The following is a 23,007-nucleotide window of genomic DNA, read 5'->3' as shown; positions in this document are numbered from 1 at the left end:
GCTGGGTGTCCGGGCGGGGTCCTGGCATGCGCGGGATCGGCCGCCGACACGCGGTCGGCGGCCTCCCGCGGAGCCTGGGTCAGGGGATCCGGTGCGAGCTGGAGACGAGCGAGCGCTCGTCCGTGCGGCCGGGAGCCGGGGTCGGTCCCGAGCCCGTGGTGCCGCCGCTGCCGCCGCCCGTCCCGCCGCCGGTGCCGCCTCCGGTCCCGCCGCTCGTGCCGCCACCTGTGCCGGACCCGCCCGGGGCGGCATCGACGGCGACGGTGACCGTGCTGCTGTACGGCGACTCGTTGGTGCCGCAGATGGCGAGGTACTTGACGGTGAACGAACCGGGGCTCGTGCCCGCCTTGATCTCGCCGGACGTGGTCTGCGCGTTGGTCGGGTTGGTGCTCCCGCTCCACGTGCCGGTGGCGCCTCCCGAGACCGAGTCGGTCTGGATCTGGTAGCCGTTGAGCGTCTGGCCGGCCGGGCACGAGTACGCGGGCCACGAGATGTCCACGGCCTGGCCGGCGCGGACGGTCGTGGGCTCGACGGTGGGCGTCGACGGGGCCGCGGTCGGCAGGGTCTGCGGACCGTAGGCGGTGATCTGGATGGTGGCGCCCTTCGCGACGCTGCCGGTGGGGGTGATCGCGGTGACGCGGCCCTCCTCCTCGCCCGACGGCGCGGCGCTGCCCGTGACGACCGTGACCTTGAGGCCGAGCGTGGTGAGCTCGCCCGTGACCGTCTTCTGGTCGCGGCCGATGTAGTCGTCGCGGTTGACCTCGACGGTGCTCGCGGTCGGCGTCGGCGTGGGAGTGGGCGTCGGGCTGGGACTCGGGCTCGCCGACGCGCTCGTCTCGGTGGGCGTCGGCGCGGGGCCCGCGGAGTCGTTCTTCCCCGTGAGGGCGATGGCCCCGGCGACGATGGCGCCGATCACGAGGAGCGCGACGACGACGAAGATCCAGATGGCGCGCTTGCGGGCGCGCGGCTGCTCGGCCTCCTCGTCGTCCTCGTCGTCGTCGAAGACGAGGGGGGACGCGGCACCGGCGCGCGGGCCGGACGAGGAGAGCACCGTGGTGGCGCCCGTGTCGGCGCGGCGGCCGGACGGCATGAGCTGCGTGGCCTGGGTGGCGGCGCCCGGGTCGGCCATCGCGGCAGCCCCGGCGACGGCCGCGACCGCGATGGTGGCGGTGCCGACGTCGCCGCGACGCAGCGCCTGCGCGGCGCGCGCGAGGTGCGCGGCGCTCTGCGGTCGGTCGGCCGGCTTCTTCGAGATGCACGCCATGACGAGGTTGCGCACGGGCTCGGCGACGGTGACGGGGAGCTCGGGCGGCTGCTCGTTGATCTGCGCCATCGCGATGGCGACCTGCGACTCGCCCGTGAAGGGACGGCGGCCGGCCAGGCACTCGTACGCGACGATGCCCATCGAATAGACGTCCGTGGACGGCGACGCGGGGTGGCCGCTCGCCTGCTCGGGCGAGAGGTACTGGACCGTGCCCATGACCTGGCCCGTGGCGGTGAGCGGCACCTGGTCGGCGATGCGCGCGATGCCGAAGTCGGTGATCTTCACGCGGCCGTCGGGCGTGATGAGCAGGTTCCCGGGCTTGATGTCGCGGTGGACGAGCCCGGCCTGGTGCGCGGCGTGGAGCGCCAGCGCGGTCTGGGCGATGATGTCGAGCACCTTGTCGGTGGAGAGCACGCGCTCCCGCTCGAGGATGGTGGAGAGCGCCTCGCCGGGCACCAGCTCCATCACGAGGAACGCGCTGCCGTCCTCCTCGCCGTAGTCGAAGACGTTCGCGATGCCCTCGTGGTTGACGAGCGCGGCGTGACGGGCCTCGGCGCGGAAGCGCTCGAGGAACCCGGGGTCGCCGAGGTACTCGTCCTTGAGGATCTTGATGGCGACCTTGCGACCGATGACGAGGTCGGTGGCCTCCCACACCTCGCCCATGCCGCCGATGGCGATGCGATCGCCCAGCTGGTAACGCCCTCCGAAGGTCAGTCCGCTCGTGGGTCTCATCTGTCCAGCACCGCCTCAATCACTTTCTTCGCCACGGGGGCGGCGAGGGTGTTCCCCGAGCCCGATCGTCCTCGTCCGCCGCCGTCCTCGACCAGGACCGCGACCGCCACCTTCGGCGAATCCGCCGGCGCGAAGCCGGTGAACCACAGGGTGTACGGGTCGTCGGCGCCGTTCTGGGCGGTGCCCGTCTTGCCGGCCACGTCGACGCCACCGATTCTCGCATTCGACGCGACGCCGCTCTGGACGTCGTCGATCATCATCCGGGTCATGGTGGCGGCGGTCTCCTTCGAGATCGGGTCGGCGAAGCTGCTCGGCGAGAAGCCGGACAGCTCGCTGAGGTCGGGGTTGAGGACGCTGTCGACGACGCTCGGCTTCATGACCTCGCCGCCGTTGGCGATGCCGGCGGTGACCATGGCGGTCTGCAGCGGCGTGGCGCGCACGTCGAGCTGGCCGAAGGCGGACTGCGCGGTCTGCGCGTCGTCGAGGTCGGGGGAGAAGACGCTCTTCGCGCTGGACATGGGCACGTCGATCGACTTGCCGTAGCCGAACGCCTCGGCCATCTTCGCGATCCGCTCGGAGCCGAGCGCGATGCCGAGCTGCGCCATCGGGATGTTGCAGCTGAGGCGGAGCGCGGTCGCGATGGAGACCTCGGGCTCCGGTCCGCACGCGCCCTCGCCGGCGTTCGTGATGACCGTGCTGGTGCCCGGCAGCGTGAAGGTCGACGGGTTGGGGAGGAGGGAGTCGGGCGTGTACTGGCCGGACTCGAGGGCCGCGGCCACGGTGATGAGCTTGAACGTGGATCCGGGCGGGTTGAGGCTCTTGACCGCGCGGTCGACCAGCGGGTTCGCCGGGTCGGCGAGGAGCGACGCGTAGGTCTGCTTGACGGCCGCGCGGTCGTGCGACGCGAGCGCGTTCGGGTCGTACCCGGGCTTGGAGACCATCGCGAGGATGCGGCCGGTCTTCGGCTCGATCGCGACGACCGATCCCTGCAGCTTCCCGAGCGCGTCGTACGCCGCCTGCTGCACCTTCGGATCGAGCGTGAGCTCGATCGAGGCGCCCTTCGGGTCCTGTCCGGTGAAGGTGCGCGTGATGCTGTCGAAGAACTGCGTGCCGCTCGTGCCGGTGAGCACGTCGTTCATGGAGTCCTCGAGGCCGGTGGATCCCTGCCCGAGCGTGTAGTACCCGGTGACCGCGCTGTAGAGGTCGGGCTGCGAGTACGTGCGGAGGAACTTGTACCGGTCGTCGACCGGGACCGAGGAGGCGATGGGCGTGCCGTCGACGAGGATCGCGCCGCGCTCCGCGGAGTAGCTGGCGATGATGGTGCGGCTGTTCCGCGGATCCGCCTGCAGCGTCGGCGCGGAGACGACCTGGATGACCGAGGCCGCGACGAACAGGGCCACGAACATGGCCAGGACGAACACGGAGACGCGCTTCAGCTCGCGGTTCACGACTCGACCACCAATCGGGGCTGGTTGCGGACGGTGTCGGACAGGCGCAGCAGCAGGGCCGCGATGATCCAGTTGGCGAGGAGCGAGGATCCGCCCGCCGCCATGAACGGCGTCGTCAGGCCCGTGAGCGGGATGACGCGCGTGACGCCGCCGATGACGATGAAGACCTGCAGCGCGATGACGAACGACAGCCCGATGCCGAGCAGCTTGCCGAAGTCGTCCTGGCCGGCGAAGCCGATGCGGAAGCCGCGCGAGACGAGCAGGAGGTAGAGGGCGAGGATCGCGAAGACGCCCGTGAGGCCGAGCTCCTCGCCGAGGCTCGCGAGGATGAAGTCGCTGTTGGCGAGCGGCGTGAGGTTGGGCATGCCGCTGCCGAGCCCCTGTCCGAACAGGCCGCCGGACGCCATGCCGAACAGGCCCGTGACCAGCTGGAAGCTGCCGCCCTGCGCGTCGTAGACGGCGGGGTCGAACGGGTTCAGCCAGGCGTCGACGCGGCCGCCGACGTAGCCGAGCGTGCTCGCGCCGAACGCGCCGCCGAGGAACAGCACGGCGCCGAGGACGACCCAGCCGATGCGGCCGGTGCTCACGTAGGTCATGACGATGAAGAGGCCGAAGTAGAGGAGCGACGTGCCGAGGTCGCGCTGGAACACCAGGACGCTCATCGAGACGGCCCAGACGAGGAGGATCGGGCCGAGGTCGCGGACGCGCGGGAAGCGCATCCCGAGCACCTTGACGCCCACCATCGAGAGGCTGTCGCGCGCCGTGACGAGGTAGCCGGCGAAGAAGACGGCGAGGCAGATCTTGGCGATCTCGCCGGGCTGGAACGAGAAGCCGCCGATGTGGATCCAGACGCGGGCGCCGTTGATGTTCTGGCCGATGAACGGGAGCATCGGCAGGAGCAGCAGGATGAGGCCCACGAACATGGCGATGTAGCGGTAGCGCTGCAGGACGCGGTGGTTCTTCAGCAGCACGATGACCGCGAGGGCGCACACGATGGCGAGGCCCGACCACACGATCTGGCGCACGGCGACGCTGTCCCAGCCGGAGTACCCGCCGGCGAGGTCGAGCCGGTAGATGGCCGCGAGCCCCAGGCCGTTGAGGACCGTGGCGATGGGGAGGATGAAGGGATCCGCGTCGGGCGCGAGCCAGCGCAGGGCCACGTGCATGCCGAGCACGAGGGCGGCGAGGCCCGTGGCCGGGAGGAAGAAGCTCTGGTCGAAGGCGCCGAGCGCGCCGAGCTGCACGAGGTAGAGCGCGCCGCCGTTGATGACGGAGGCCAGCACGACCAGCGCGAGCTCGAGGTTCCGGAGGCGCCGGGGCACGCGGATCCGCGGCACCTTGGGCGCGCGCTCGCGGGGCCGGGCGGGGGCGTCCGCCACGCCGGCCCTAGCCACCCGTGGCCTCCTGGAGTCGGTTCACGATCTCCTCGGCGCCCGCGAGCGAGTCGGCGTTGATGGTCTGCTCGACCTGCTGGCGGTAGAAGGGCTGGAGGTCGTCCACCCGCACCTCGGTGCGCGCGTAGACGTGGGAGAGCTCGATCGGGCCGATGGTCTGCTGCACGCCGTTGTAGACGGCGACCGTGCCCTCGGACTCGCCCACGTAGTAGCGCGACTGGGTCCACCGGTAGCCGAGCACGCAGGCGAGGACGAGGCCCACGAGGATCAGGGCGACGCCCACCAGCCACGTGACGCGGCGGCGGAGCGCGCGGCGGCGGTCCTCGGCGATGAGGGCCTCGAGGTACTCGTCCGACTCCGGCTCGAACTGCGCGTCGCGCGCGGCCGTGGTGGCGCGCAGCGGGTGCAGGAGGAGCGACGGGATGCGGACGGCGCGCTTCGCGGGCTCGTCGCCGAACGCGAGGGGCTGCGCGGCGGATCCCACGAGCACGGGCTCGGGCTCGGGGCGCTCGGCGGCGGCCCGGTCGTCCTCGTCGAGCACGTCGACGACGACCACCGTGACGTTGTCGGGGGCGCCGTGGTCGAGCGACTCCTTCACGAGCGCGTCGGCGATGGCCTCCGGGGTGCCCGCGGTGGCGAGGATCTCGGTGATCCGCTCCTCGGCCACGTAGCTGCTGAGCCCGTCGGAGCAGAGCAGCCAGCGGTCGCCCGTATGCGTGTCGAGCACCTGCGTGTCGACCTCGGGTGCCGCGTCGACGTCGCCGAGCACGCGCATGAGGACGGAGCGGCGCGGGTGGACGAGCGCCTCCTCGGGCGTGATGCGGCCGCTGTCGACGAGGCGCTGCACGAAGGTGTGGTCGTTGGAGATCTGGCTGAGCTCGCCGCGGCGGAAGAGGTAGATGCGCGAGTCGCCGATGTGGGCGATCGCGACGTGGCGGTCGACGCGGGCGAGGGCGCTGACCGTGGTGCCCATGCCGGTGAGCTCGGAGTGCTCGAACACGGTCTCGGCGAGCAGCTGGTTGGCGGCCACGAGGCCGGCCTGGAGCGCGAACTCGGCGTCGTGCGCGGAGGCGTACGGCTTGTCGGCCTCGATGATCCGCGTGAGGGCCACCGCGGAGGCGACGTCGCCGCCCGCGTGCCCGCCCATGCCGTCGGCGACGACGAAGAGGTGCCGCCCCGCGTAGCCGGAGTCCTGGTTGTTCGACCGGACCTTGCCCACGTGGGAGACGGCAGCGGCCTGCGTCACTGTCGCCACGCCGCTACCGCCTGAGCTCGAAGCTGGTCGCGCCGATGCGGATCGGCGTGTCGAGCGGCACCTGCGTCGGCACGCTCACGCGCTTGCCGTCGAGGAAGGTGCCGTTGGTGGAGTCGAGGTCCTGGATCATCCACTCGTCGTTCCAGAGGAGCAGGCGCGCGTGGTGCGTGGACGTGTAGTCGTCGCGGATCACGAGGCCCGACTCGCTCGAGCGGCCGATGGTGAGCGGCTCGGTGCCCAGCGGGATCTCGGTGCCGGCCTTGGCGCCCGAGGTGATGACGAGGTGGCGGGCCGTGGAGGTGGTGGCCTTCGCGCGGGACGGGACGGCGCCCGAGTTGGCGCCGGACGGCATGGTCGAGATGGGCGGCGGCTGCACGGAGGGCTGGGCGGCGCGCGGCGGGGCGGCGGCGGACGCGGCGTACGGCGACTGCGGGAACGGGGATCCGCCGGCCGAGCCCGTCTCCTCGCGGAGCTTGCGCACGCGCTGGCCGAAGAGGTCGGAGCGGAGGGCGTAGACGATGCCGAAGATGAACAGCCACAGCACCGCGAGGAACGCGAGGCGGAGGACGAGGAGGGTCAGCTCGGTCATGAGGCTCCCCAGAACCCGTCGTCGTGGCGCTGGCCCTGGGGAGCGCGGCCGCCGCGCTCCTCGGTGGCCTGCGGGACCACGCGGAACGTGATGGCGGTGCGGCCGATGCGGATGACGGACTCCGGCGGGAGCGGGGCCTTCGTGACGGGCGCGCCGTTCAGCTCCGAGCCGTTGGTGGATCCGAGGTCGCGGACCTGGGCGCGGGTGCCGTCCCACGCGATCTCCACGTGGCGGCGCGAGGTGCCGGGATCGTCGACCGTGATGTCGGCGTCGCTGCCGCGGCCGATGACCGTGCGGCCGACGGCGAGGGGGTGGCGGGTGCCGGCGACGTCGACGACGGGGATCCACGTGACGCTGCCCTCGACCGTGCGGCTGTCGATCCCGAGCACGCCCTCGGACAGCTGGTCGTCGCGGCGGAAGGAGACCTGCACGACGCCGGCGAACTGGTAGCCCTGCGTGGACGCGTGCCGCTCGACCGCCTGGCGCAGCTCGTCGGTGAGCGTGGAGCCGATGGACTCCATGCGCTCGTGGTCGGCGCGGGAGACGCGGAGCGTGAAGGAGTTGGGGACGAGGATGAGGTCGCGGTCGACGATGGCGGCGTGCGTGTCGAGCTCGCGTCGCAGCTGGGCCACGATCTCCACGGGCTGCAGGCCGGACTTGAAGGTCTTCACGAAGGCGCCGTTGACGGCGCGCTCGAGGCCCTTCTCGAAGTTGTCCAGGATTCCCACGTGTGATCCGTCCTCGCGCGGTCCTTCCGCGGATGAATAGTGCGATGTTAGCCAACTCGCGCGTCGAGGCCCTGGACACCGGCCCCACGGCGCGTGCGGCAGCGGCGCCGACCGGGCCCGGGGCGGCGCTCGCGGTGGGGCGGAGCGGGCGGCGGCGCGCGGATCCGGCTCCTGGGCGTGATAATGTCGTCCGGTTGGCGCGAGTGGCGGAATTGGTAGACGCGCACGGTTCAGGTCCGTGTGTCCGTGAGGACGTGGGGGTTCAAGTCCCCCCTCGCGCACCAGCAGAGCAGAAGGCCCCCGGGATCTCCCGGGGGCCTTCTCGCGTCACCGGGCCTTCTCGCGTCAGGGGGCTGACGGCGCCAGCGCCTCCGCGAACCGCGACGTGAACGCCCTGCTCGCCCCCACCGTGAGGTGCATGGGGTCCTGGTAGAGCAGCTCGCCGTCCCGGTTCAGGGAGCACGAGGTCGCGTCGCAGAAGGACTCGCGGAGGTCGAGCACGGTGGCCCCCGTGGACGCCGCGACCTCGGCGATCGTCGCCCTGCTCGGCGCCTGCACGGCCTCGACCTCCGCCCGCGGGACCGACAGCACGCACGTCCTCGTGGCCAGCGCGAGCACGGAGCAGCTCTCGGGCACGCCCGTGTGGCCGCTGAAGGCGGGGTGCGGCACGGACTGCACGAGGACCACGTCGTGTCCCGCGTCCCGCAGCGCCGCCACCGTCCTCGTGAGACCGGCGGTGAGGGCGGCCGACCTCGCCGTCACGTCCCTGCTCACGTCCTGCGGCGTCGAGCCGATCGCGGCCTCCCCGCCCGACCAGTACCCCTCCGTGCTCGCGATGACGACGGTCCCGGCCGGCTCGCCCTCCAGCCAGGCGAGCGTCGTCTCGTAGTACTGCCGGCACGCGCGGTCCGGCGCCTCGTACGTGGTGCCCACCTGCCGGTGCACGTCGATGAAGGGGCAGGCGGCGGCGGTCCGCATCGTCATGGGCCGGCCGAGCGCGCGGGACGCCGCGATGACCGGCTCGCTGAAGTGGCTGGCGTTCGAGTCGCCCACGAGGAGGACGGGCCGTCCCGTCGCCTCCGCGTCCCAGGTGCAGCGCGCGGGGTCGGGGTCGGCCGCGGATCCTTCCCCCAGCGTCGCGAAGGACATGCACGTGTCCCATCCCGCGTGCTGCGCGCGGATCGCCTGCACCTCCGGGATCCCCCAGCCGTGGTCGGAGGCGACGCTCGCGGTCCCCGTGACGAGCGCCGCGGGGACGAGGAGCACGGCGGCCAGCCGCAGGGTCCTCGCCTTCCCGCGTGCCGGGGCCTGCCGGACGGGCTGCTCGATCCAGCGGTACGAGAGGACGGCGGGGACGAGGGCGGCGACGGCCGCGAGGGCCTTCGCCGGCGTGCTGTCCGGCACGAGCGCGGACGTGAGGACGATGGCCGGCCAGTGCCAGAGGTACCACGAGTACGAGATGTCGCCGATCCGGACCGACGGCCGGGAGCGGAGGACCGCGGCGACGGGACCGGAGGCGTCCGCGCCCGCGAGCAGCAGCAGGGCCGTGCCGGCGACGGGGAGGAGGGTCGCGGGACCCGGACCCCGGACGGACGCGTCGATCGCGACGAGCGAGACCGCGAGGAGCCCCGCCCCCAGGCTGTGGAGCGCGACGACGACCCGCGGCGACCGCGGCACGCGGGCGGCGGGGACCATGGCCACGAGCGCGCCCGCCCCGAACTCCCACGCGCGGGTCACCGGGCTGTAGAAGCTCGTGGGGAACTGCGGACCGGGGAGGTCGATCCCGGCGGCGGCCGCCATGGCGACGAGGGCGGAGGCGGCCGTGATCCCCAGCAGCACCGCGGCCGGGAGCGCACGGGCGCGCGACCTCCGGGCGAGGAGGAGCAGGGCGAGCAGGAGGACGGGGAAGACGAGGTAGAACTGCTCCTCGACGGACAGGGACCAGATGTGCAGCAGCGGGTTCGACGCCGCTGCGGGCTCGAAGTACCCGCCGGTGGTGCGGTATATCACGACGTTCGCGACCCCCGCCAGCCCGCCCAGCGCCGTCCGGGTCGTCGTCTCGCCGATGAGCGGGGACTGGATGAGGTCGGACGCCACGAGCGTGACGAGGAGGACGGTCACGAGGGCGGGCGCGAGCCGCCGGAAGCGCCGGCCGAAGAACCGGCCGAGCTCGATGCGGCCCGTCGCCGCGTGCTCGCGCAGGAGCATCCGCGTGATGACGAAGCCGGAGATCACGAAGAACACGTCCACGCCGAGGAAGCCGCCGGGGAGCGGCAGGCCGGCGTGGAACAGGACCACGGCGAGGACCGCCACGGCGCGGAGGCCCTGGATGTCGGCGCGTCGCGGGGACGCGCGCGGGGGAGCGTCGCCGCCCGCGCCGATCCGCCCCGCCGTCATCGGCCGCATCGCCTCCCCCGTCCACGACTACGCCGAGTATGCCGCGTGGGCGGACGGGCCCGGACCACGCGAGGCGGGGGCGGAGCGGGCGTCAGCCGATCGGCGGAGCGGGTCAGCCGAAGGGCGGGCCGCTCGGATCCTCAGGCGGACGCGCCCGCGCACCCCCGCTCCGCACACTGGGGACGTGCCGCACCCGACGCTCGCCCCCACCGCCTCCGCCGCCCGCCCGTCCGCCGACCCCGACGACCTGCCGCCGACGGCGGGTGCATCCGCCGCCGCGTCCGCGTCCGCCGCATCGGCCCCGGCCGCCGCGGCGCCGAGCGCCCTCCGGATCCTCGGCCGCGCGATCGCCCGCCACCCGCTCGCCGTCCTCGCGGTCCCCGCCGGCAGCGCCTGGATGGCCGCCATGGCCGGCCTCGGCGAGCTGGCCCATCCCGCCGCCACGGCCATCGCGGTGGCCGTCGCCGTGACGGTGCTCGCCTGGTCGGAGAGCCGGATCGGCGTCCTCCGCACCGCGCTCGTCGCGGCCCTCGGCTCGCTGGCACCCGTCGCCGTCGCCTCCCTCCTCCTTGCGGCGGGCGTCGCGCTCGGCGACCTCTACTCGCAGATCGACGCGGCGGACCGGCTGTGGGCGCCCTCCGTCGTGCTGGTCGCGGTCGCGGCCGCCGCCAGCCGGGGCCTCGCGCCCGCGCACCGCGACGGCCTCCGCGCCGCCGTGCTCGCGGCCGTGCTGGCGGGACTCCTCGCGGGCGGCCACGGCGTCGACCTCACGCGCGGCGTCGCGCTCCTCATCGGCCTCGGCCTCGGCCGGATCCTCGTGCCGCTGTCCCCCCTCCCCGCGTGGAAGGACGCCGCCGCATCCAGCGCCCGCGTCGTCGCCGCCACCGTGCTCGGCACCGTCACGCTCAGCTGGTGGATCGCCGCGGTCTCGGGCGACGCGATCGGCGTGCTGAGCAGCATGGGCACGCTGCTCGACCCGGGCAGCACCGTCGCCGTGCTGTGCGTGCTCATCGTGTCCGTCGCGCTGCTGCTCCGCGGGCGTCGGCTGGGGCTCGTGCTGGGGATCACGGCGCTGCTGCTCGTGACCGGCCTCCTCGCCTGGTACAACACGGTCATCCCGCTCGCGGAGGACTGGTTCACGTTCACGACCGCCTCCTGGATCGACGTCGAGCTGCCCCTGCTGGTGCTCACCACGTGGCTCCTGCCCGCGACCGCCCTCGTGGTCCTCGTCGCCCGCCGCCGCTCGTTCACGAAGCGCGCGGCCGTCGAGGGGCGCCCGGCCGGGCGCGACCGCGTGCTCGCGCAGCTGATGCGGTCCGACGCCGGGTCGCTCGGCTTCATGGGCACGTGGTCGGGCAGCAGCCACTGGTTCGCGGCCGACGACGACCCGTCCGCTCGGGGGGCCGTGGCCTACCGCGCCGCGCACGGGGTGGCCCTCACCGTCTCGGACCCGATGGCGTCCGCCGCCGACGCGCCCGCGACGATCCGCGCCTTCGCCCGGCACTGCTCCGCGCGGGGCCTCGTGCCCGCCTTCTACAGCATCCACTCGAGCCACCTGCCGGTCTTCGCGGAGCTCGGCTGGAGCGTCACGCCGGTCGCCGAGGAGGCCGTGATCGACCTCGCCGGCTTCTCGACGTCGGGCAAGCGCCGACAGGACCTCCGCACCGCGACCAACCGCGCGGCCCGCGACGGCGTCGACGCGCTGTGGGGCACCTACCGCGGCCTGCCCGACGGCCTGCGCGCCGCCGTCGACGCGCTGAGCGGCGACTGGGCCGACGCCAAGGCCCTGCCCGAGATGGGCTTCACCCTCGGAGGGCTGCGCGAGCTCGACGACCCCGAGGTGCGCATGCTCGTGGCCGTCGACGCGTCCGGCCGCGTGCACGGCGTCACCAGCTGGCTTCCCGTCCACCGGGACGGCCGCCTCGTGGGCCGCACGCTCGACGTGATGCGCCGCGGCGCCGACCCCATGCCCGGCGTGATGGAGTTCCTCATCGCCACCGCCGCGCGCACCTTCCAGGAGGAGGGGCTCGAGACGCTCAGCCTCTCGGGCACGCCGCTCGCCGGCGTCGGCACCGCGCGTCCCCGCGGGGCCGTCGACCGCCTCGTCGCGCGCCTGCTGACCGCGACCGGCCGCGTGCTCGAGCCGTCCTACGGCTTCACCTCCCTCCTGCGCTTCAAGGCCAAGTTCGACCCGCGCTACGAGACGCTCTGGCTCGCCTGCCCCACGGCGGCCGACCTCGCGCCGATCGGGCGCGCGCTGACGGCCGCGTACGTCCCGACGCTGCGGATCCGCCAGCTCGCCGGCGCGCTCCGCGCGGCGCGCGCGCACTCCCGGGAGGTGCGCCGGGCGGCGCGCGCGGCCTCGCGCGCGGCACGGGGCGCTAGCCTCGGCCAGACGGGGGACCGGAGCGGCGCGGACGGCGCCGACGGCGGATCCCGCGGCGGGAGGCGCGACGCGTGAGCACCGGATCCGACGCGCACGCCGGCTCGTCCGCCCCGACGGAGCCCGTCGTGAGCGTGGTCGTGGTCGACGACGAGTCGCTCGTGCGCTCCGGCATCGCGATGGTGCTCGGCGCCTCCCCGCGCATCGCCGTGCGGGCCGCCGTCTCCAGCGACACGGCCGTCGCGACCGTCCGCGAGCACGCGCCCGACGTGGTGCTCCTCGACATCCGGATGCCCGCGCCCGACGGCCTCACGATCCTCGCCGAGCTGATGGCCGAGCCCCGGCCGCCCGCGGTCGCGATGCTCACCACGTTCGACACCGACGACCAGGTGCTCGAGGCGCTGCACCGCGGCGCGTCCGGCTTCCTGCTGAAGGACACGGATCCGGAGCAGCTCGCCCGGCACGTGCTCACGCTCGCGTCCGGCGGCATCGTGCTCGCGCCGGGGCTGCGGCCGGGCCGCCTCTTCCGCAGCCTCGAGGACGACGGCGAGCGGGCGCGCGTCGACCGGCTCGGCGACCGCGAGGTGACCGTGCTGAAGGCGCTGGCGCGCGGGCTGTCGAACGCCGAGATCGGCGCGGAGTGCGGGCTCACGCTCGGCACGGTGAAGGAGACGGTCAGCTCGATCGTGCAGGCGCTCGGCGTCGGCTCGCGCGTCGAGGCGGCCGTGGTCGCCGACCGCGCCGGGCTCGTGCCGCGACGGTGACCGGATGATGCGCGTGATCCGACGGGCGAGCGCCGCCGCGCGCCCGGCGGATCGCGAGCGCGACGCCCACGGCGAGGACGACCCCGCCGCCGAGCGCCCGGGCCGCGGGCTCGCGGCCGAGCGCATCCGGGCGGTCCTCGTCGACCTGCTGCTCGTCGGGATCGCCGTCACCGCCTCGTACCCGTTCATCGCCTCGGCCACCTCGCCGTGGGACGCGGCCGCGGGCGTCGTCGCGTGCCTCGGACTGCTGCTCCGCAGGCGCTGGCCCTGGCTGAGCCTCGCCGCCGCGATCCCCGCCTTCTACTTCGGCATCGCCTACGTGCCCCTGGTCGTCGCCCTGTTCGACCTCGGCCTGTCGCGCTCGGCGCGCTGGCGGGTCGCGGTGGGCAGCGGCGCGGCCGCCGTGGCGTACCTGGCGCCCGTCTGGCCGCCGCAGGACCTGCCGTCGCTCGTCGAGCCCCTCGTGGAGGCGACCCTGTACACCGTCGGGCCGGCGCTGCTCGGCGCGTTCCTCCGAGAGCGACGGACGGCGGCCGTGCAGCTGCGCGAGCTCCGGGCGGCCCAGAGCCTCGGGCAGCGGCAGGCCGCCCAGGTGGCGCTCGCCCGGGAGCGCGCGGTGCTCGCGCGCGAGATGCACGACGTGGTCTCGCACCAGGTCAGCCTCATCGCCGTGCAGGCGGGCGCGATGCAGATGGGCGCGCCCGACGAGCGCTCGCGGGAGGCGGCGCGCACCATCCGCGGCCTCAGCACGGTGACCCTCGAGGAGCTGCGCGGCATGGTCGAGCTGCTGCGGGCCGCCGGCGGGGAGCGGCGCGAGCTCGCGCCGCAGCCCACGCTCGGCGACGTGCCGGCGCTCGTGGCGGCCAGCGGGATCCACGTGGAGACCGCCGTCGACCTCCCCGACGACCTGCCCGCGGCCGCCCAGCGCGCGGTCTACCGCACGGTGCAGGAGGGCCTCACGAACGCCCGGAAGCACGCGACGGGCGCGGCCGTGCGGGTCACCGGCCGGCTGGAGGCGGGGCACGTGGTCGTCGAGGTCGAGGCCGGGCGCGCGACGCTGCCGCTCCTCGACCTGCCGAGCGGGCACCACGGGCTCACCGGCCTGCGCGAGCGCGCGCAGCTGCTCGGCGGGAGCCTCGAGGCGGGGACGCGGCCCGACGGATCCCACCTGCTGCGGCTGCGCTTCCCGCTCTGACTCCGGTCGCCGCGCTCGCCGCGGGAAGCGCGCCCGCGGTCGTCAGCCCTGGCGCGCCTTGTTGCGCGGGGTCAGCTTGTTGATGACGAAGACGCGGCCGCGGCGGCGCACGACCTGCGCGCCGGGGAGCTTCTTCAGGGCCTTGATCGAGTTGCGCACCTTCATGGGGATGGTCCTTTCGTGAGAACAGTTCTCAATAGACTACCGCCATGCCCGCTCGCGACGTCCCCCTCCCCGTGTACCCGCAGCCCCCGTCGGGCGTCGTCCTCGTGGTGGGCGAGGGATCCGGGCTGCGCGCGGTGCTCCGGGACGCCGTCGAGGACGTCGCGGCGACGCTGCTCGTCCTGCCGCCCGAGGAGGCGGATCCCGTCGAGCCCATCGCGCGGTTCCTCGACGACCTAGCGGAGCGCGGGCCGGGCGCGGAGGCCGTCGTCGGGATCCCCGCGGGCGCCGACGCCCGGGCGACCGGCATGGGGCTCGACCTGCTGCTGCGCCGTGAGCACGAGCTGCAGCGCGCGGTCGGCGGGCCGGGATCCGGCTTCGGGCTGCGCCACGTGGTCTCCGTCGTGCCCGCCGACCGGCTGCACGCCATCGCGTTCGGGCGCGTCGAGGACGCGTTCGAGGAGGCCGAGACGCTCGCCGACCTCGTGGAGTACGCGACCGTGGTCGTGCTGACCGGGATGGCGCGGGTGCCGGTGGAGTCGCGCGGCACCCTGCTCGCGCTCGTGCGCCGGCTGGCGCCGCGGGCCACCGTGCTCGACGCGCGCCGTCCGCTCGCGCTCGGGCGGCTGCCGCGGTGGGGCGACGTGCAGGGGCTGGCGGCGTCGGCGGGGTGGATGCGGGAGATCACGGCGGCGGGATCCGCGTCGCGGCCCGCGGAGATCGACCGGCTCGACGGGCCCGTGGGCTCGGTCGTCGTGAGCGATCCCCGGCCGCTGCACCCGGAGCGCCTGGCGCGCGCGGTGGAGGAGGAGCTGCGGCCCGACCGCGCGGGGCTGGTGCTGCGCTCGAAGGGGTTCGTGTCGCTGGCGTCGCGTCCGGGCGAGGTGGGCGGGTGGTCGAGCGTGGGATCCATGCTGACGCTGCAGCCCACCGGGATCGACCCGTGGCAGGAGCACGCGCCGCGCGGCACGGAGATCGCGTTCTTCGGCGTGGGGCTGCGAGCGCCGGTGCTGCGGCGCGCGATCGGCCGGGCCGTGCTCACGGGCGAGGAGCTCGCGGCGGGGCCGGCCGCGTGGGCGGGGTACGCGGATCCGTTCCCGCGGGTCGACGCCGACTGAGCGCCCGCGCGGCGCGCCCGGACGCCGGGGAGGGTGACGGTCCGCCGAGAGCGGATCCGCGCGCCTGGTCACTGCTCGGCCCCCGGCGTTCAGTGGGGAGGTGAAGCAGAACCGCACCGCGGCGGGCACGACCCGCACGACCCGCACCAGCACCCGCACCGCCGACGCCGACCGCGACCGCACGCCTGACGAGCGGCCCGCCGCCGAGGATCCGGCCATCGTGCCCGAGCCCGCGCCGGGCCCCGAGCCCGAGGACGCGCTGCGCGTCGCCCGCGAGGCCTTCGGCTGGGACGAGCTGCACGACGGCCAGGTGCGCACCATCGGTCCGCTCGTCCGCGGCCGCGACGCGCTCGTCGTGATGCCCACGGGCTACGGCAAGTCCGCGATCTACCAGGTGGCGACCGTGCTGATGGAGGGCCTGACCGTGGTCGTCTCGCCGCTCATCGCGCTGCAGGCCGACCAGGTGCAGAACCTCGAGGACGCGCCCGCCGCGCCGCCCGCGCGCGTGATCAACAGCACCATCCGCGGCGCGGCGCTCGACGAGGCGTGGGCGACCGTGGAGGAGCCGGGAGCCCGGATCGTGTTCCTCACGCCCGAGCAGCTGGCGCGCGACGAGGTCGTCGAGCGGCTCGTGGCGCGCGGGGTCTCGCTCGTGGTGGTCGACGAGGCGCACTGCGTCGCGTCGTGGGGCCACGACTTCCGGCCGGACTACCTGGGGCTCGGCGGCGTGATCGACGCGCTCGGGCACCCGCCGACCGTCGCGATGACGGCGACCGGATCCACGCCCATCCGCGTCGAGATCGAGGAGCGCCTCGGCCTCCGCGACCCGTTCGTGCTGTCCAGCGGCTTCGACCGGCCGAACATCCGGCTCGAGGTGCGCCGCCACACGGAGGAGGCCGAGAAGCGGCGGGCGATCGCGGCCCACGTCGTCGAGCAGACGCAGCCGGGGCTCGTCTACGTGGCGACGCGCAAGGACGCGGAGCAGTACGCGGAGGAGATCCAGGCGGCGGGGCTGCGCACCGCGGCGTACCACGCGGGCCTCCCGGCGGCCGAGCGCGAGCGCGTGCAGCAGGCCTTCCACGAGGACGTCGTCGACGTGGTGGTCGCGACGAGCGCGTTCGGCATGGGCATCGACAAGCCGACCGTGCGGTACGTGATCCACGCGGCGCCGCCCGAGTCGGTCGACGCGTACTACCAGGAGGTCGGGCGCGCGGGGCGCGACGGGGAGCCGGCCGTCGGGATCCTGCACTACCGCCACGAGGACCTCGGGCTCCGCCGCTTCTTCGCGGCGCGCACGCCGAAGCCCGCGAGCCTGCGCGACGTGTACGCGGCGGTCGCGGTCGCCGGCGTCGACGGGCCCGTCCGTCCGGCCGCGGTCGCCGAGCGCGCGGGCATGTCCGCGCGCACCGTCGGCGGCGTGCTGAACCTGCTCGTGGACGCGGGCGTGCTCGGATCCGACCGCGAGGGCGCCTTCGTGCGGGAGGAGCTGGATCCGCGGGAGGCCGCCGCCCGTGCCAAGGAGGTCGCCCAGGAGCGTGAGCGGATCGAGGTCTCGCGGCTCGAGATGATGCGCGGCTATGCGGAGGCGCCGCACTGCCGCCGCCAGTACCTGCTCGGCTACTTCGGCGAGGACTCCCCGGAGCGCTGCGGCAACTGCGACGTGTGCGACCGGCTCGACGAGGACGACGCGCACGAGGAGGCCATGGGGACGGCGGACGCGGGCGACGCGGATGCCGACACCGACTCCGCTCCGGGAGCCCCCGACGAGATGTTCCCCGCGCAGTCGCAGGTCACCCACGCGGAGTGGGGGCCTGGCACCGTGATGAGCACGGAGGACGACCGGATCACCGTGTTCTTCGAGAAGGAGGGGTACCGCGTGCTGTCGCGGAAGCTCGTGGAGGAGGGGGCGCTGCTGCAGCCGGTGTGATCGCGCTCCTGGCGCGTCCTCGGCCGAGATCGCGGGTGCGGGGATGGCGTCGGCCGCCCTGCGTGCCCGTCGTGGTCTCTGCGAGGGTGGATCCATGCACCTCTCCTTCCTCCACGGCAGCCGCTGGATCACCTACGGCACGGCGATCGCCATCGCGCTCGCGGGCGTCGCCGGGCTCGTGGTCGGGAACCCGCGGGGGTGGATCCCGATCGGGATCGCCGTGCTCCTCGTCCTGTTCCAGCGGCTCGTCTCGCGCGACGCGCGGCAGGCGCGGGACGCCGGCACGGATCCCCGCGACACCGTCGGCTGACCGGTCGGACTAGCCGCATAGCGTCGATGCGGATGCATGGAGGTCCCCGTTGGCCTACGTTGTCAATCAGCGGGACGAGCCCTTCGGGTGGGCAGTCCTCGCGCAGCGCCGGCGTCTCGGGGGAGAACGCCTGGCCGCCCGGTCCTCCGTGCACGGAGGCCGGGCCACACCCCCTTCCGCGGAGTCGCGGTCACGGCAGGATCCGCGGCCGCGGTCCGCTCGGGTCGCCCGCCGCCCGCGCTGGCAGGCTCGAGGCATGACCCCTCCCGGATCCGCCTCGCACGACACGGCGCACGACGCCGCCCACGCGCTCGACCTCGACGGGCTCCTCGCATCCGTCGCCGAGGAGGACGGCGGCCAGGTCGACGACAGCATCCCGCAGCTCGCGGAGACGGATCCGTCGCTCGCCGGCATCGCGCTCGTCACGCCCGACGGCCGCACGCACACGGCGGGCGACAGCGCGCACCCCTTCTCCATCCAGTCGGCCGTGAAGCCGTTCCTCTTCGCCCTGGCGCTCGCCGACACCGACGGGGCCGCGCTCGACGCGGTCGGCATCGAGCCGACGGGCGAGGCGTTCGACGCGATCAAGCTCGAGAGCGGCACCGGCCGGCCGCCGAACCCGATGGTGAACGCGGGGGCGATCCTCACGGCGAGCCTCGTGCGCGGATCCTCCCTCGAGGAGCGGACCGAGCGGATCCTCGCGGGCCTCAGCGCGTTCGCAGGCCGGGACCTCGAGGTCGACGAGGACGTCGCCGAGTGCGAGCAGCTCCTCGGCGACCGCAACCACGCGCTCGCGCACCTCATGCGCTCGGAGGGCACGCTGCACGTCTCGGCCGACGACGCGGTGGCCGCCTACGCGCGGGCGTGCGCCGTGCTCGTGACGCCCGAGATCCTCGCGGCGATGGGCGCGACGCTCGCGTGCGGCGGGCGTAACCCCCTGACCGGGTCACGCGTCGTCTCCGCGCAGGTCGCGCGCGACGTCGTCTCCGTGATGGCGACGTGCGGCGTCTACGACGGCTCCGGCCGGTGGATGCGGCAGGTCGGCGTGCCCGCGAAGTCGAGCGTCTCCGGCGCCATCGTCCTGTCCGCGCCCGGCAGGCTGGGCGCCGCCGTGTTCAGCCCGCCGCTCGACGACCAGGGCACGAGCGTGCGCGGCGCCCGGCTCGCGCGGGAGCTCGCGGACCAGCTGGGGCTGCACGCGTTCGGCGGCGCGGGGGAGTGAGGAGGGTCTCCGGCCGCTCGCTCCCCTCCCATGGGCGCGGCCATCCCGGTGACCCCTTCCGTCCGCCCCGGGTGCGCGGGTAGCGTCGCCCGGACGCGCCCGTCGACCGCTGGAGGACCCCATCACCGCACTCGCGCTCACCGCACTCGCGCTCATCGCCCTCGCCGGCCTCGAACCCCCCACGCTGGAGGAGTTCGGCGGCCCGGGCGGCCCCGGCGGACCGATGGCCGGGCTCGTGCTCGGCAGCATCGTGTCCTTGTTGCTCCCCCTCGCCTGCGTCGTGCTCGGCGTCGTGATCGCGGTGTCCGTCGTGCGGACGCGGCGCGCGACGGAGCGCATCGAGGCGCGGCTGGCCGCCCTGGAGCGGGCGGTGGGCAGCGCGTCGACGTCGGGCCCCGGCACGACGGGCGCGCGCTCGGACGACGCTCCGCGCTAGCGGCCGGACCGGGGGTTAGCCGCGGGTGACGCGTCCGCGCGTCCGCGCGCCCGCCGCCGCGCGCGCCGCCGCCGCGCCCGCTCCGCCGCGTCCGCCATCGCCTCCGCGTGCGCGGTCTTGGCGCGGCCGATCGCGGCGTCGTCGTCGCGGTGGATCGCGAGGCCCTCGGCGACCTGGGCGCGGAGGGCGCGGATCGAGTCGCGGAGCGTGGGCGCGAAGTCCGCGTGCTCCTCGTCGGGCCGCTCCTCGCCCTCCGGGAAGCGGCGCAGCTGGGCCGAGGCGTCCTCGGTGGAGGAGCCCTCGCCGGGCGGCCGCTCGAGGTGGGCGACGCAGAGGCGGGCGACCTCGTCGGCGTGGTCGTGCATCACCGAGTGCGCGGCGCCCGGGATCTCCCACAGCCTGGCCCGCGGCAGCAGGCGTCCCATCTCCTCCACCCACGCGCGCGGGGCGACGGCGTCGTGCTCGCCGCGGATCACGAGCGTGCTCGCGGTGATCTCCGGCAGGCGTGCCTCGATCGGGAACGCCATCATCCGCGGCAGCACCCGGAGGAACCAGCGGACGCCGCAGACGAGGTACGCGCGGACGGCGAGCACCTGGATCCGGCTCGGCTCCCGCACCGAGGAGCGCAGGAAGCGGGTCACGGCCCGCGGGATGGAGCGCGCGGCCGGGTCGACGACCGGGCTGATGAGCACCACCGTGCTGATCCCGGGACGCCGGGCCGCGAGGTCCGCCACGACCTGCGTGCCCATGGAGTGGCCGACGAGCACGGGGTCGTCGAGGCCGAGGTCCTCGATCGCGGCCCCCACGAGGTCGGCGTACTCGCGGATCTCGACCCCGCGGCCGGGGTGCGCGACGCCCGCGAAGCCCGGCAGGTCGAGCGCGTGCACGGTTCCGTACGCGTCGAGGCGCGGCGCGAGGCGCTCGAAGTAGTCGGAGCTCACGCCGATGCCGGGGACGAGCACGAAGGCGCGGTCGCCTGCGCTGCCGAGGGTGCTGATCCGCACGGTGAGGCCGCGATGCACGAGGCGGGTGACGCGGACCGTGGTGGCGGGGCGGCCGTGCTGCGTCATCCGGTGCCTCCTGCGGCGGTCCGTCCGCCGCCCTCACGCTAGGGCACGGGCGCCGGACGACCGCCGAGCGCATCCGCTCGCCGACCGGGCGCAGATGTTCCCATGGTGGGTATAGTCCCGTGCATGACCGCCACCGCCTTCTGGATCCTCACCGCGCTCGCCGCCGGACGCCGCCACGGGTACGCCGTGCTCGCCGACGTCGCCCGCCTCAGCGACGGGGAGGTGACGCTGCGGGTGACGACGCTCTACGCGTCGCTCGACCGGCTCGTGCGCGAGGGCCGGATCCGCACCGCGGGCGAGGAGGTCGTCGACGGCCGCGCTCGCCGCTACTACGAGATCACCGACGTCGGCCGCGGGGAGCTCGAGGCGGAGGCCGACCGCCTGCAGGCGCGCGCCGCCGCCGCCCGGGCGAGCATCGCCTCCGCGCCCGCCCGTCGCCAGCCGGTCGCGACCCCGCGCGCCACCTCCAGGGCGGCTCGCGCGTGACCGCCGACCGCCGCGCCGCGTACGCCCGGCTCCTCCGCTGGTACCCCGCGCGGTGGCGCCGGGCCGACGGCGACGTGATGCTCGACACCCTCGAGGAGCACGCCGACGCCGAGGGCCGCGCGCGGCCGACGCGCGGCGAGGCGTGGTCGCTCCGCGCCCACGGATTGCTCGAGCGGGTGACGCCGCGGGCGATCCTCGTGCTCGCGGGCGTCGCGCTCGTCCTGGCGGTGGCGCTGCCGGCCGCGATGCTCACGGGAGCGCTCCTCGGATCGCCCGTGCTCCTCGCGATGCCGTGGGCCGCCGCGCTCCTCGCGACCGTCGCGCTGCTCGGGCTGGTGGGCAGGTCGGGCGTGCTGCGGGCCGAGTCGGCGCTCGCGGCGGCGGCGCTCGCCGTGCCGTCGTGGATCCTCGGCGGGTTCGCGGCGGCGGCGTGGTCGGTCGGGTTCGACGAGGCCGACGCCGGGGTGCCGCAGGGCGCGTTCGGGTCGGCCTTCGGGGCGCTCGCGCTCGCCGCCTGGCTGCTCGGAGCGGCGTCGCTGGCGGTCGTGCTGGCGGGGCTGCTGGGGATCCGCTCGGCCGTCGCCCGCTGGATCGTCGCGGTCGTCGTTGCCCTGCCCGGCGCGCTCCTCGTCGGCGTCGTCGCCCTGTCCTCCGGCGCGGTGGCGCTCGCGTTGGCGGCGCTGATCGCGTCGGCGCGGCATCGCGCGCGCGGGCATGGCAGTCGGACGGCGGCCGGATCCGCGTCGGCACCCGTCGCCCACGCCCCGCTGTCCGCCCCCGGGCGACGCACCGTCGTGACCACGGCGCTCGTCGGATCCGCCCTCGGGCTCGCGTGCGCCGCCTTCGCGCTCGCCGGCAGCGTGTGGGTGCCGGCCGTCGGCGACGCGACGGATGCCATGCGCGTCGGCATCGCGATCGGCTCGGTCGTCGCGATCCTCCCGGTCGTCGCCGGCGCGGCCGCGCTCCGGCCGCGAATGGGACGCGTCGTCATCCCCGCTGCGGTCTGCCTGGGCGCGGCGTTCCTCACGAACGCGGTCTCCTACTCGGCGCCCGACGTCGACGCTGCGCCGGAGGGATACCTGCAGGTCGCGGCGGTCCTCGTCGGGCTGGCGGGGACGTCGCTCCTCCTGCCCGTCCTGCCCGGCGGTCGGGTCGTGCGCGTGGTCCTCACGGTCGGCGTCACCATCGGGATCGCCGCCTTCGCGGGCATGATCGTCGCCGTCACCGGCACGTTCGTCGCCCCCGTGCTCGGCGTCGTCACGGCCGTCCTCGTGTCCCGTCGCTCGCGCGCGGGCCGACGGCCGCAGCCCGCCTAGTCGGAGGCGCGGGCGCCTCTTAGGACCCCGAGTCACCGCCCGAGCGCAGCGGGCCAACGGCCGCTTGCGGGGCGACGGTCGTTTCGATGGCGCTGCCGGTTCGTGCGATTAGTTTGGCAACGAGGGCTCGTGCCTCACTCGGCTTTCGGGTCAGAAAACGCCATTGAGTACAGTTGTCCGTCTTTAATGTCTGCGACCACGGGCGACGTTATCGATGATACTGAGCAAATCGAGGGGTCGCGTTGCTGAAGCTGTTGCACAACAGTGAGCAAGGCCTTTGTAATAAGCGCGGTATTCATGTAAACACCGACCGCTGCCGCATAGCGTTCTCCTATGCCGAAACTCATCGCGGCAAAGTGCTTGGCCGTGTCGGCGTGAACAACATCGCCGTAGAGCCAAGCTTCTGCAAGTTCAAGGTTCGTGCATGCCACTTCGACGCCCGTTGCTTCGTCGTATACCTGGACGCGGTATTGACCGGCATTTTCAGACGCGATGCCATCGAATCGACTCTTCACGGCATCCAAGTGCTCTGAGGCCTCTGCATCCTGCTGTTGATCTGCAAAAAATCGTACAGTCTTCATTACTTTGTAAAGGCTAACCTCTTCTTTCTGAAGTAGAAGGGGTCGGACACGGGCAGCCAGTGATTCCAATGCCTCTTCGGGTGGCACTGAGGCGGATAGAGACAGAAGAGCTCCGTTTGGCGCTAAGCGCATTTTCCAAGTGATCTCCCCGTACATCGTCGCGGCTTGCAGATCACTGAGAAGCGAGTGTTCGCATATACGACGAGCACGCAATATGAACGCCTCGAGAC

At 74.3% G+C, this 23,007-nt stretch carries 20 protein-coding genes and 1 tRNA gene; 11 read left to right on the top strand and 10 right to left on the bottom strand.

Annotation, left to right across the window (positions count from 1 at the left end):
• Window positions 1–79: 79 nt before the first annotated feature.
• Genes ACMT9T_RS10265 through ACMT9T_RS10240 form a run of 6 tightly spaced genes read right to left on the bottom strand, consistent with a single transcriptional unit; the run spans window position 80 to window position 7,410 of the window.
• On the bottom strand, window positions 80–1,996 hold the full coding sequence (locus ACMT9T_RS10265) for a protein kinase domain-containing protein (RefSeq protein WP_414745465.1): 1,917 nt from the start codon (window positions 1,994–1,996) through the stop codon (window positions 80–82).
• Window positions 1,993–3,444, bottom strand: coding sequence for a peptidoglycan D,D-transpeptidase FtsI family protein (locus ACMT9T_RS10260; protein ID WP_414745464.1), 1,452 nt, complete (start codon window positions 3,442–3,444; stop codon window positions 1,993–1,995). The genes ACMT9T_RS10265 and ACMT9T_RS10260 overlap by 4 nt, the downstream gene beginning before the upstream one ends.
• Entirely contained in the window at window positions 3,441–4,838 is a 1,398-nt protein-coding gene (locus tag ACMT9T_RS10255) for an FtsW/RodA/SpoVE family cell cycle protein (RefSeq protein ID WP_414745463.1), read from the bottom strand. The genes ACMT9T_RS10260 and ACMT9T_RS10255 overlap by 4 nt, the downstream gene beginning before the upstream one ends.
• Complete coding sequence (locus ACMT9T_RS10250; RefSeq protein WP_414745462.1) at window positions 4,831–6,093, bottom strand: PP2C family protein-serine/threonine phosphatase; 1,263 nt, start codon at window positions 6,091–6,093, stop codon at window positions 4,831–4,833. Before ACMT9T_RS10250 ends, ACMT9T_RS10255 begins: the two co-directional genes overlap by 8 nt.
• 4 nt (window positions 6,094–6,097) lie before the next feature.
• Window positions 6,098–6,682, bottom strand: coding sequence for an FHA domain-containing protein FhaB/FipA (locus tag ACMT9T_RS10245; RefSeq protein WP_414745461.1), 585 nt, complete (start codon window positions 6,680–6,682; stop codon window positions 6,098–6,100).
• The gene (locus ACMT9T_RS10240; protein WP_414745460.1) at window positions 6,679–7,410 is read right to left on the bottom strand and encodes an FHA domain-containing protein; all 732 of its coding nucleotides are present in this window, start codon (window positions 7,408–7,410) and stop codon (window positions 6,679–6,681) included. Before ACMT9T_RS10240 ends, ACMT9T_RS10245 begins: the two co-directional genes overlap by 4 nt.
• Window positions 7,411–7,607: 197 nt before the next feature.
• Between ACMT9T_RS10240 and ACMT9T_RS10235 the strand changes: the two genes are divergently transcribed.
• Window positions 7,608–7,694 (top strand) — tRNA-Leu (locus tag ACMT9T_RS10235).
• A 61-nt stretch (window positions 7,695–7,755) separates the two neighbouring features.
• Here the strand turns inward: ACMT9T_RS10235 and ACMT9T_RS10230 are convergent.
• A complete protein-coding gene (locus ACMT9T_RS10230) occupies window positions 7,756–9,807 on the bottom strand; it encodes an acyltransferase family protein (RefSeq protein WP_414745459.1) in 2,052 nt (683 codons plus the stop codon).
• Window positions 9,808–9,991: 184 nt separating this feature from the next.
• On the opposite strand from ACMT9T_RS10230, the gene ACMT9T_RS10225 reads away from it, so the two are divergent.
• From ACMT9T_RS10225 to ACMT9T_RS10215, 3 genes are read left to right on the top strand one after another with little or no spacing between them, the layout of a single operon-like run.
• Window positions 9,992–12,268 (top strand): bifunctional lysylphosphatidylglycerol flippase/synthetase MprF, encoded by a 2,277-nt coding sequence (locus tag ACMT9T_RS10225; RefSeq protein WP_414745458.1) that lies wholly within the window; start codon window positions 9,992–9,994, stop codon window positions 12,266–12,268.
• Window positions 12,265–12,954 (top strand): response regulator, encoded by a 690-nt coding sequence (locus tag ACMT9T_RS10220; RefSeq protein WP_414745457.1) that lies wholly within the window; start codon window positions 12,265–12,267, stop codon window positions 12,952–12,954. Before ACMT9T_RS10225 ends, ACMT9T_RS10220 begins: the two co-directional genes overlap by 4 nt.
• A 4-nt stretch (window positions 12,955–12,958) precedes the next feature.
• Window positions 12,959–14,149, top strand: coding sequence for a sensor histidine kinase (locus ACMT9T_RS10215; protein ID WP_414745456.1), 1,191 nt, complete (start codon window positions 12,959–12,961; stop codon window positions 14,147–14,149).
• Window positions 14,150–14,191: 42 nt separating this feature from the next.
• Here the strand turns inward: ACMT9T_RS10215 and ykgO are convergent, their stop codons facing one another.
• Entirely contained in the window at window positions 14,192–14,314 is a 123-nt protein-coding gene (ykgO, locus tag ACMT9T_RS10210; RefSeq protein WP_043667673.1) for a type B 50S ribosomal protein L36, read from the bottom strand.
• A 44-nt stretch (window positions 14,315–14,358) separates the two neighbouring features.
• Between ykgO and ACMT9T_RS10205 the strand changes: the two genes are divergently transcribed.
• The 5 genes from ACMT9T_RS10205 (at window position 14,359) to ACMT9T_RS10185 (ending at window position 19,324) form a co-directional block, all read left to right on the top strand.
• On the top strand, window positions 14,359–15,429 hold the full coding sequence (locus ACMT9T_RS10205; protein ID WP_414745455.1) for a GTP-binding protein: 1,071 nt from the start codon (window positions 14,359–14,361) through the stop codon (window positions 15,427–15,429).
• A gap of 100 nt (window positions 15,430–15,529) precedes the next feature.
• Complete coding sequence (locus ACMT9T_RS10200; protein ID WP_414745454.1) at window positions 15,530–17,356, top strand: RecQ family ATP-dependent DNA helicase; 1,827 nt, start codon at window positions 15,530–15,532, stop codon at window positions 17,354–17,356.
• A 94-nt stretch (window positions 17,357–17,450) separates the two neighbouring features.
• Complete coding sequence (locus ACMT9T_RS10195; RefSeq protein ID WP_414745453.1) at window positions 17,451–17,666, top strand: hypothetical protein; 216 nt, start codon at window positions 17,451–17,453, stop codon at window positions 17,664–17,666.
• A 256-nt stretch (window positions 17,667–17,922) separates the two neighbouring features.
• Entirely contained in the window at window positions 17,923–18,888 is a 966-nt protein-coding gene (gene glsA, locus ACMT9T_RS10190) for a glutaminase A (RefSeq protein ID WP_414745452.1), read from the top strand.
• A 256-nt stretch (window positions 18,889–19,144) separates the two neighbouring features.
• Window positions 19,145–19,324: a hypothetical protein gene (locus ACMT9T_RS10185; RefSeq protein ID WP_414745451.1), complete on the top strand. Its 180-nt coding sequence runs from the start codon at window positions 19,145–19,147 to the stop codon at window positions 19,322–19,324.
• Here the strand turns inward: ACMT9T_RS10185 and ACMT9T_RS10180 are convergent.
• Window positions 19,321–20,394 carry an alpha/beta fold hydrolase gene (locus ACMT9T_RS10180; RefSeq protein WP_414745450.1) on the bottom strand — a complete coding sequence of 358 codons (1,074 nt, stop codon included), beginning with the start codon at window positions 20,392–20,394 and terminating at the stop codon, window positions 19,321–19,323. The two genes, ACMT9T_RS10185 and ACMT9T_RS10180, sit on opposite strands and share 4 nt — an antisense overlap.
• A 123-nt stretch (window positions 20,395–20,517) precedes the next feature.
• Here ACMT9T_RS10180 and ACMT9T_RS10175 point away from each other — a divergent pair, with 123 nt between their 5' ends.
• Both ACMT9T_RS10175 and ACMT9T_RS10170 read left to right on the top strand, forming a co-directional pair.
• Window positions 20,518–20,880 carry a PadR family transcriptional regulator gene (locus ACMT9T_RS10175; RefSeq protein ID WP_414745449.1) on the top strand — a complete coding sequence of 121 codons (363 nt, stop codon included), beginning with the start codon at window positions 20,518–20,520 and terminating at the stop codon, window positions 20,878–20,880.
• A complete protein-coding gene (locus ACMT9T_RS10170; RefSeq protein ID WP_414745448.1) occupies window positions 20,877–22,196 on the top strand; it encodes a hypothetical protein in 1,320 nt (439 codons plus the stop codon). Before ACMT9T_RS10175 ends, ACMT9T_RS10170 begins: the two co-directional genes overlap by 4 nt.
• Window positions 22,197–22,330: 134 nt before the next feature.
• On the opposite strand, the gene ACMT9T_RS10165 is transcribed toward ACMT9T_RS10170, so the two are convergent.
• The gene (locus ACMT9T_RS10165; protein WP_414745447.1) at window positions 22,331–22,777 is read right to left on the bottom strand and encodes a hypothetical protein; all 447 of its coding nucleotides are present in this window, start codon (window positions 22,775–22,777) and stop codon (window positions 22,331–22,333) included.
• Window positions 22,778–23,007 lie beyond the last annotated feature (230 nt).

It is taken from the genome of Clavibacter vidaverae (assembly GCF_047529985.1).
GTDB classification, from domain to species: Bacteria; Actinomycetota; Actinomycetes; order Actinomycetales; family Microbacteriaceae; genus Clavibacter; species Clavibacter nebraskensis_A.
This window is presented reverse-complemented; position numbering and strand designations above follow the sequence as displayed.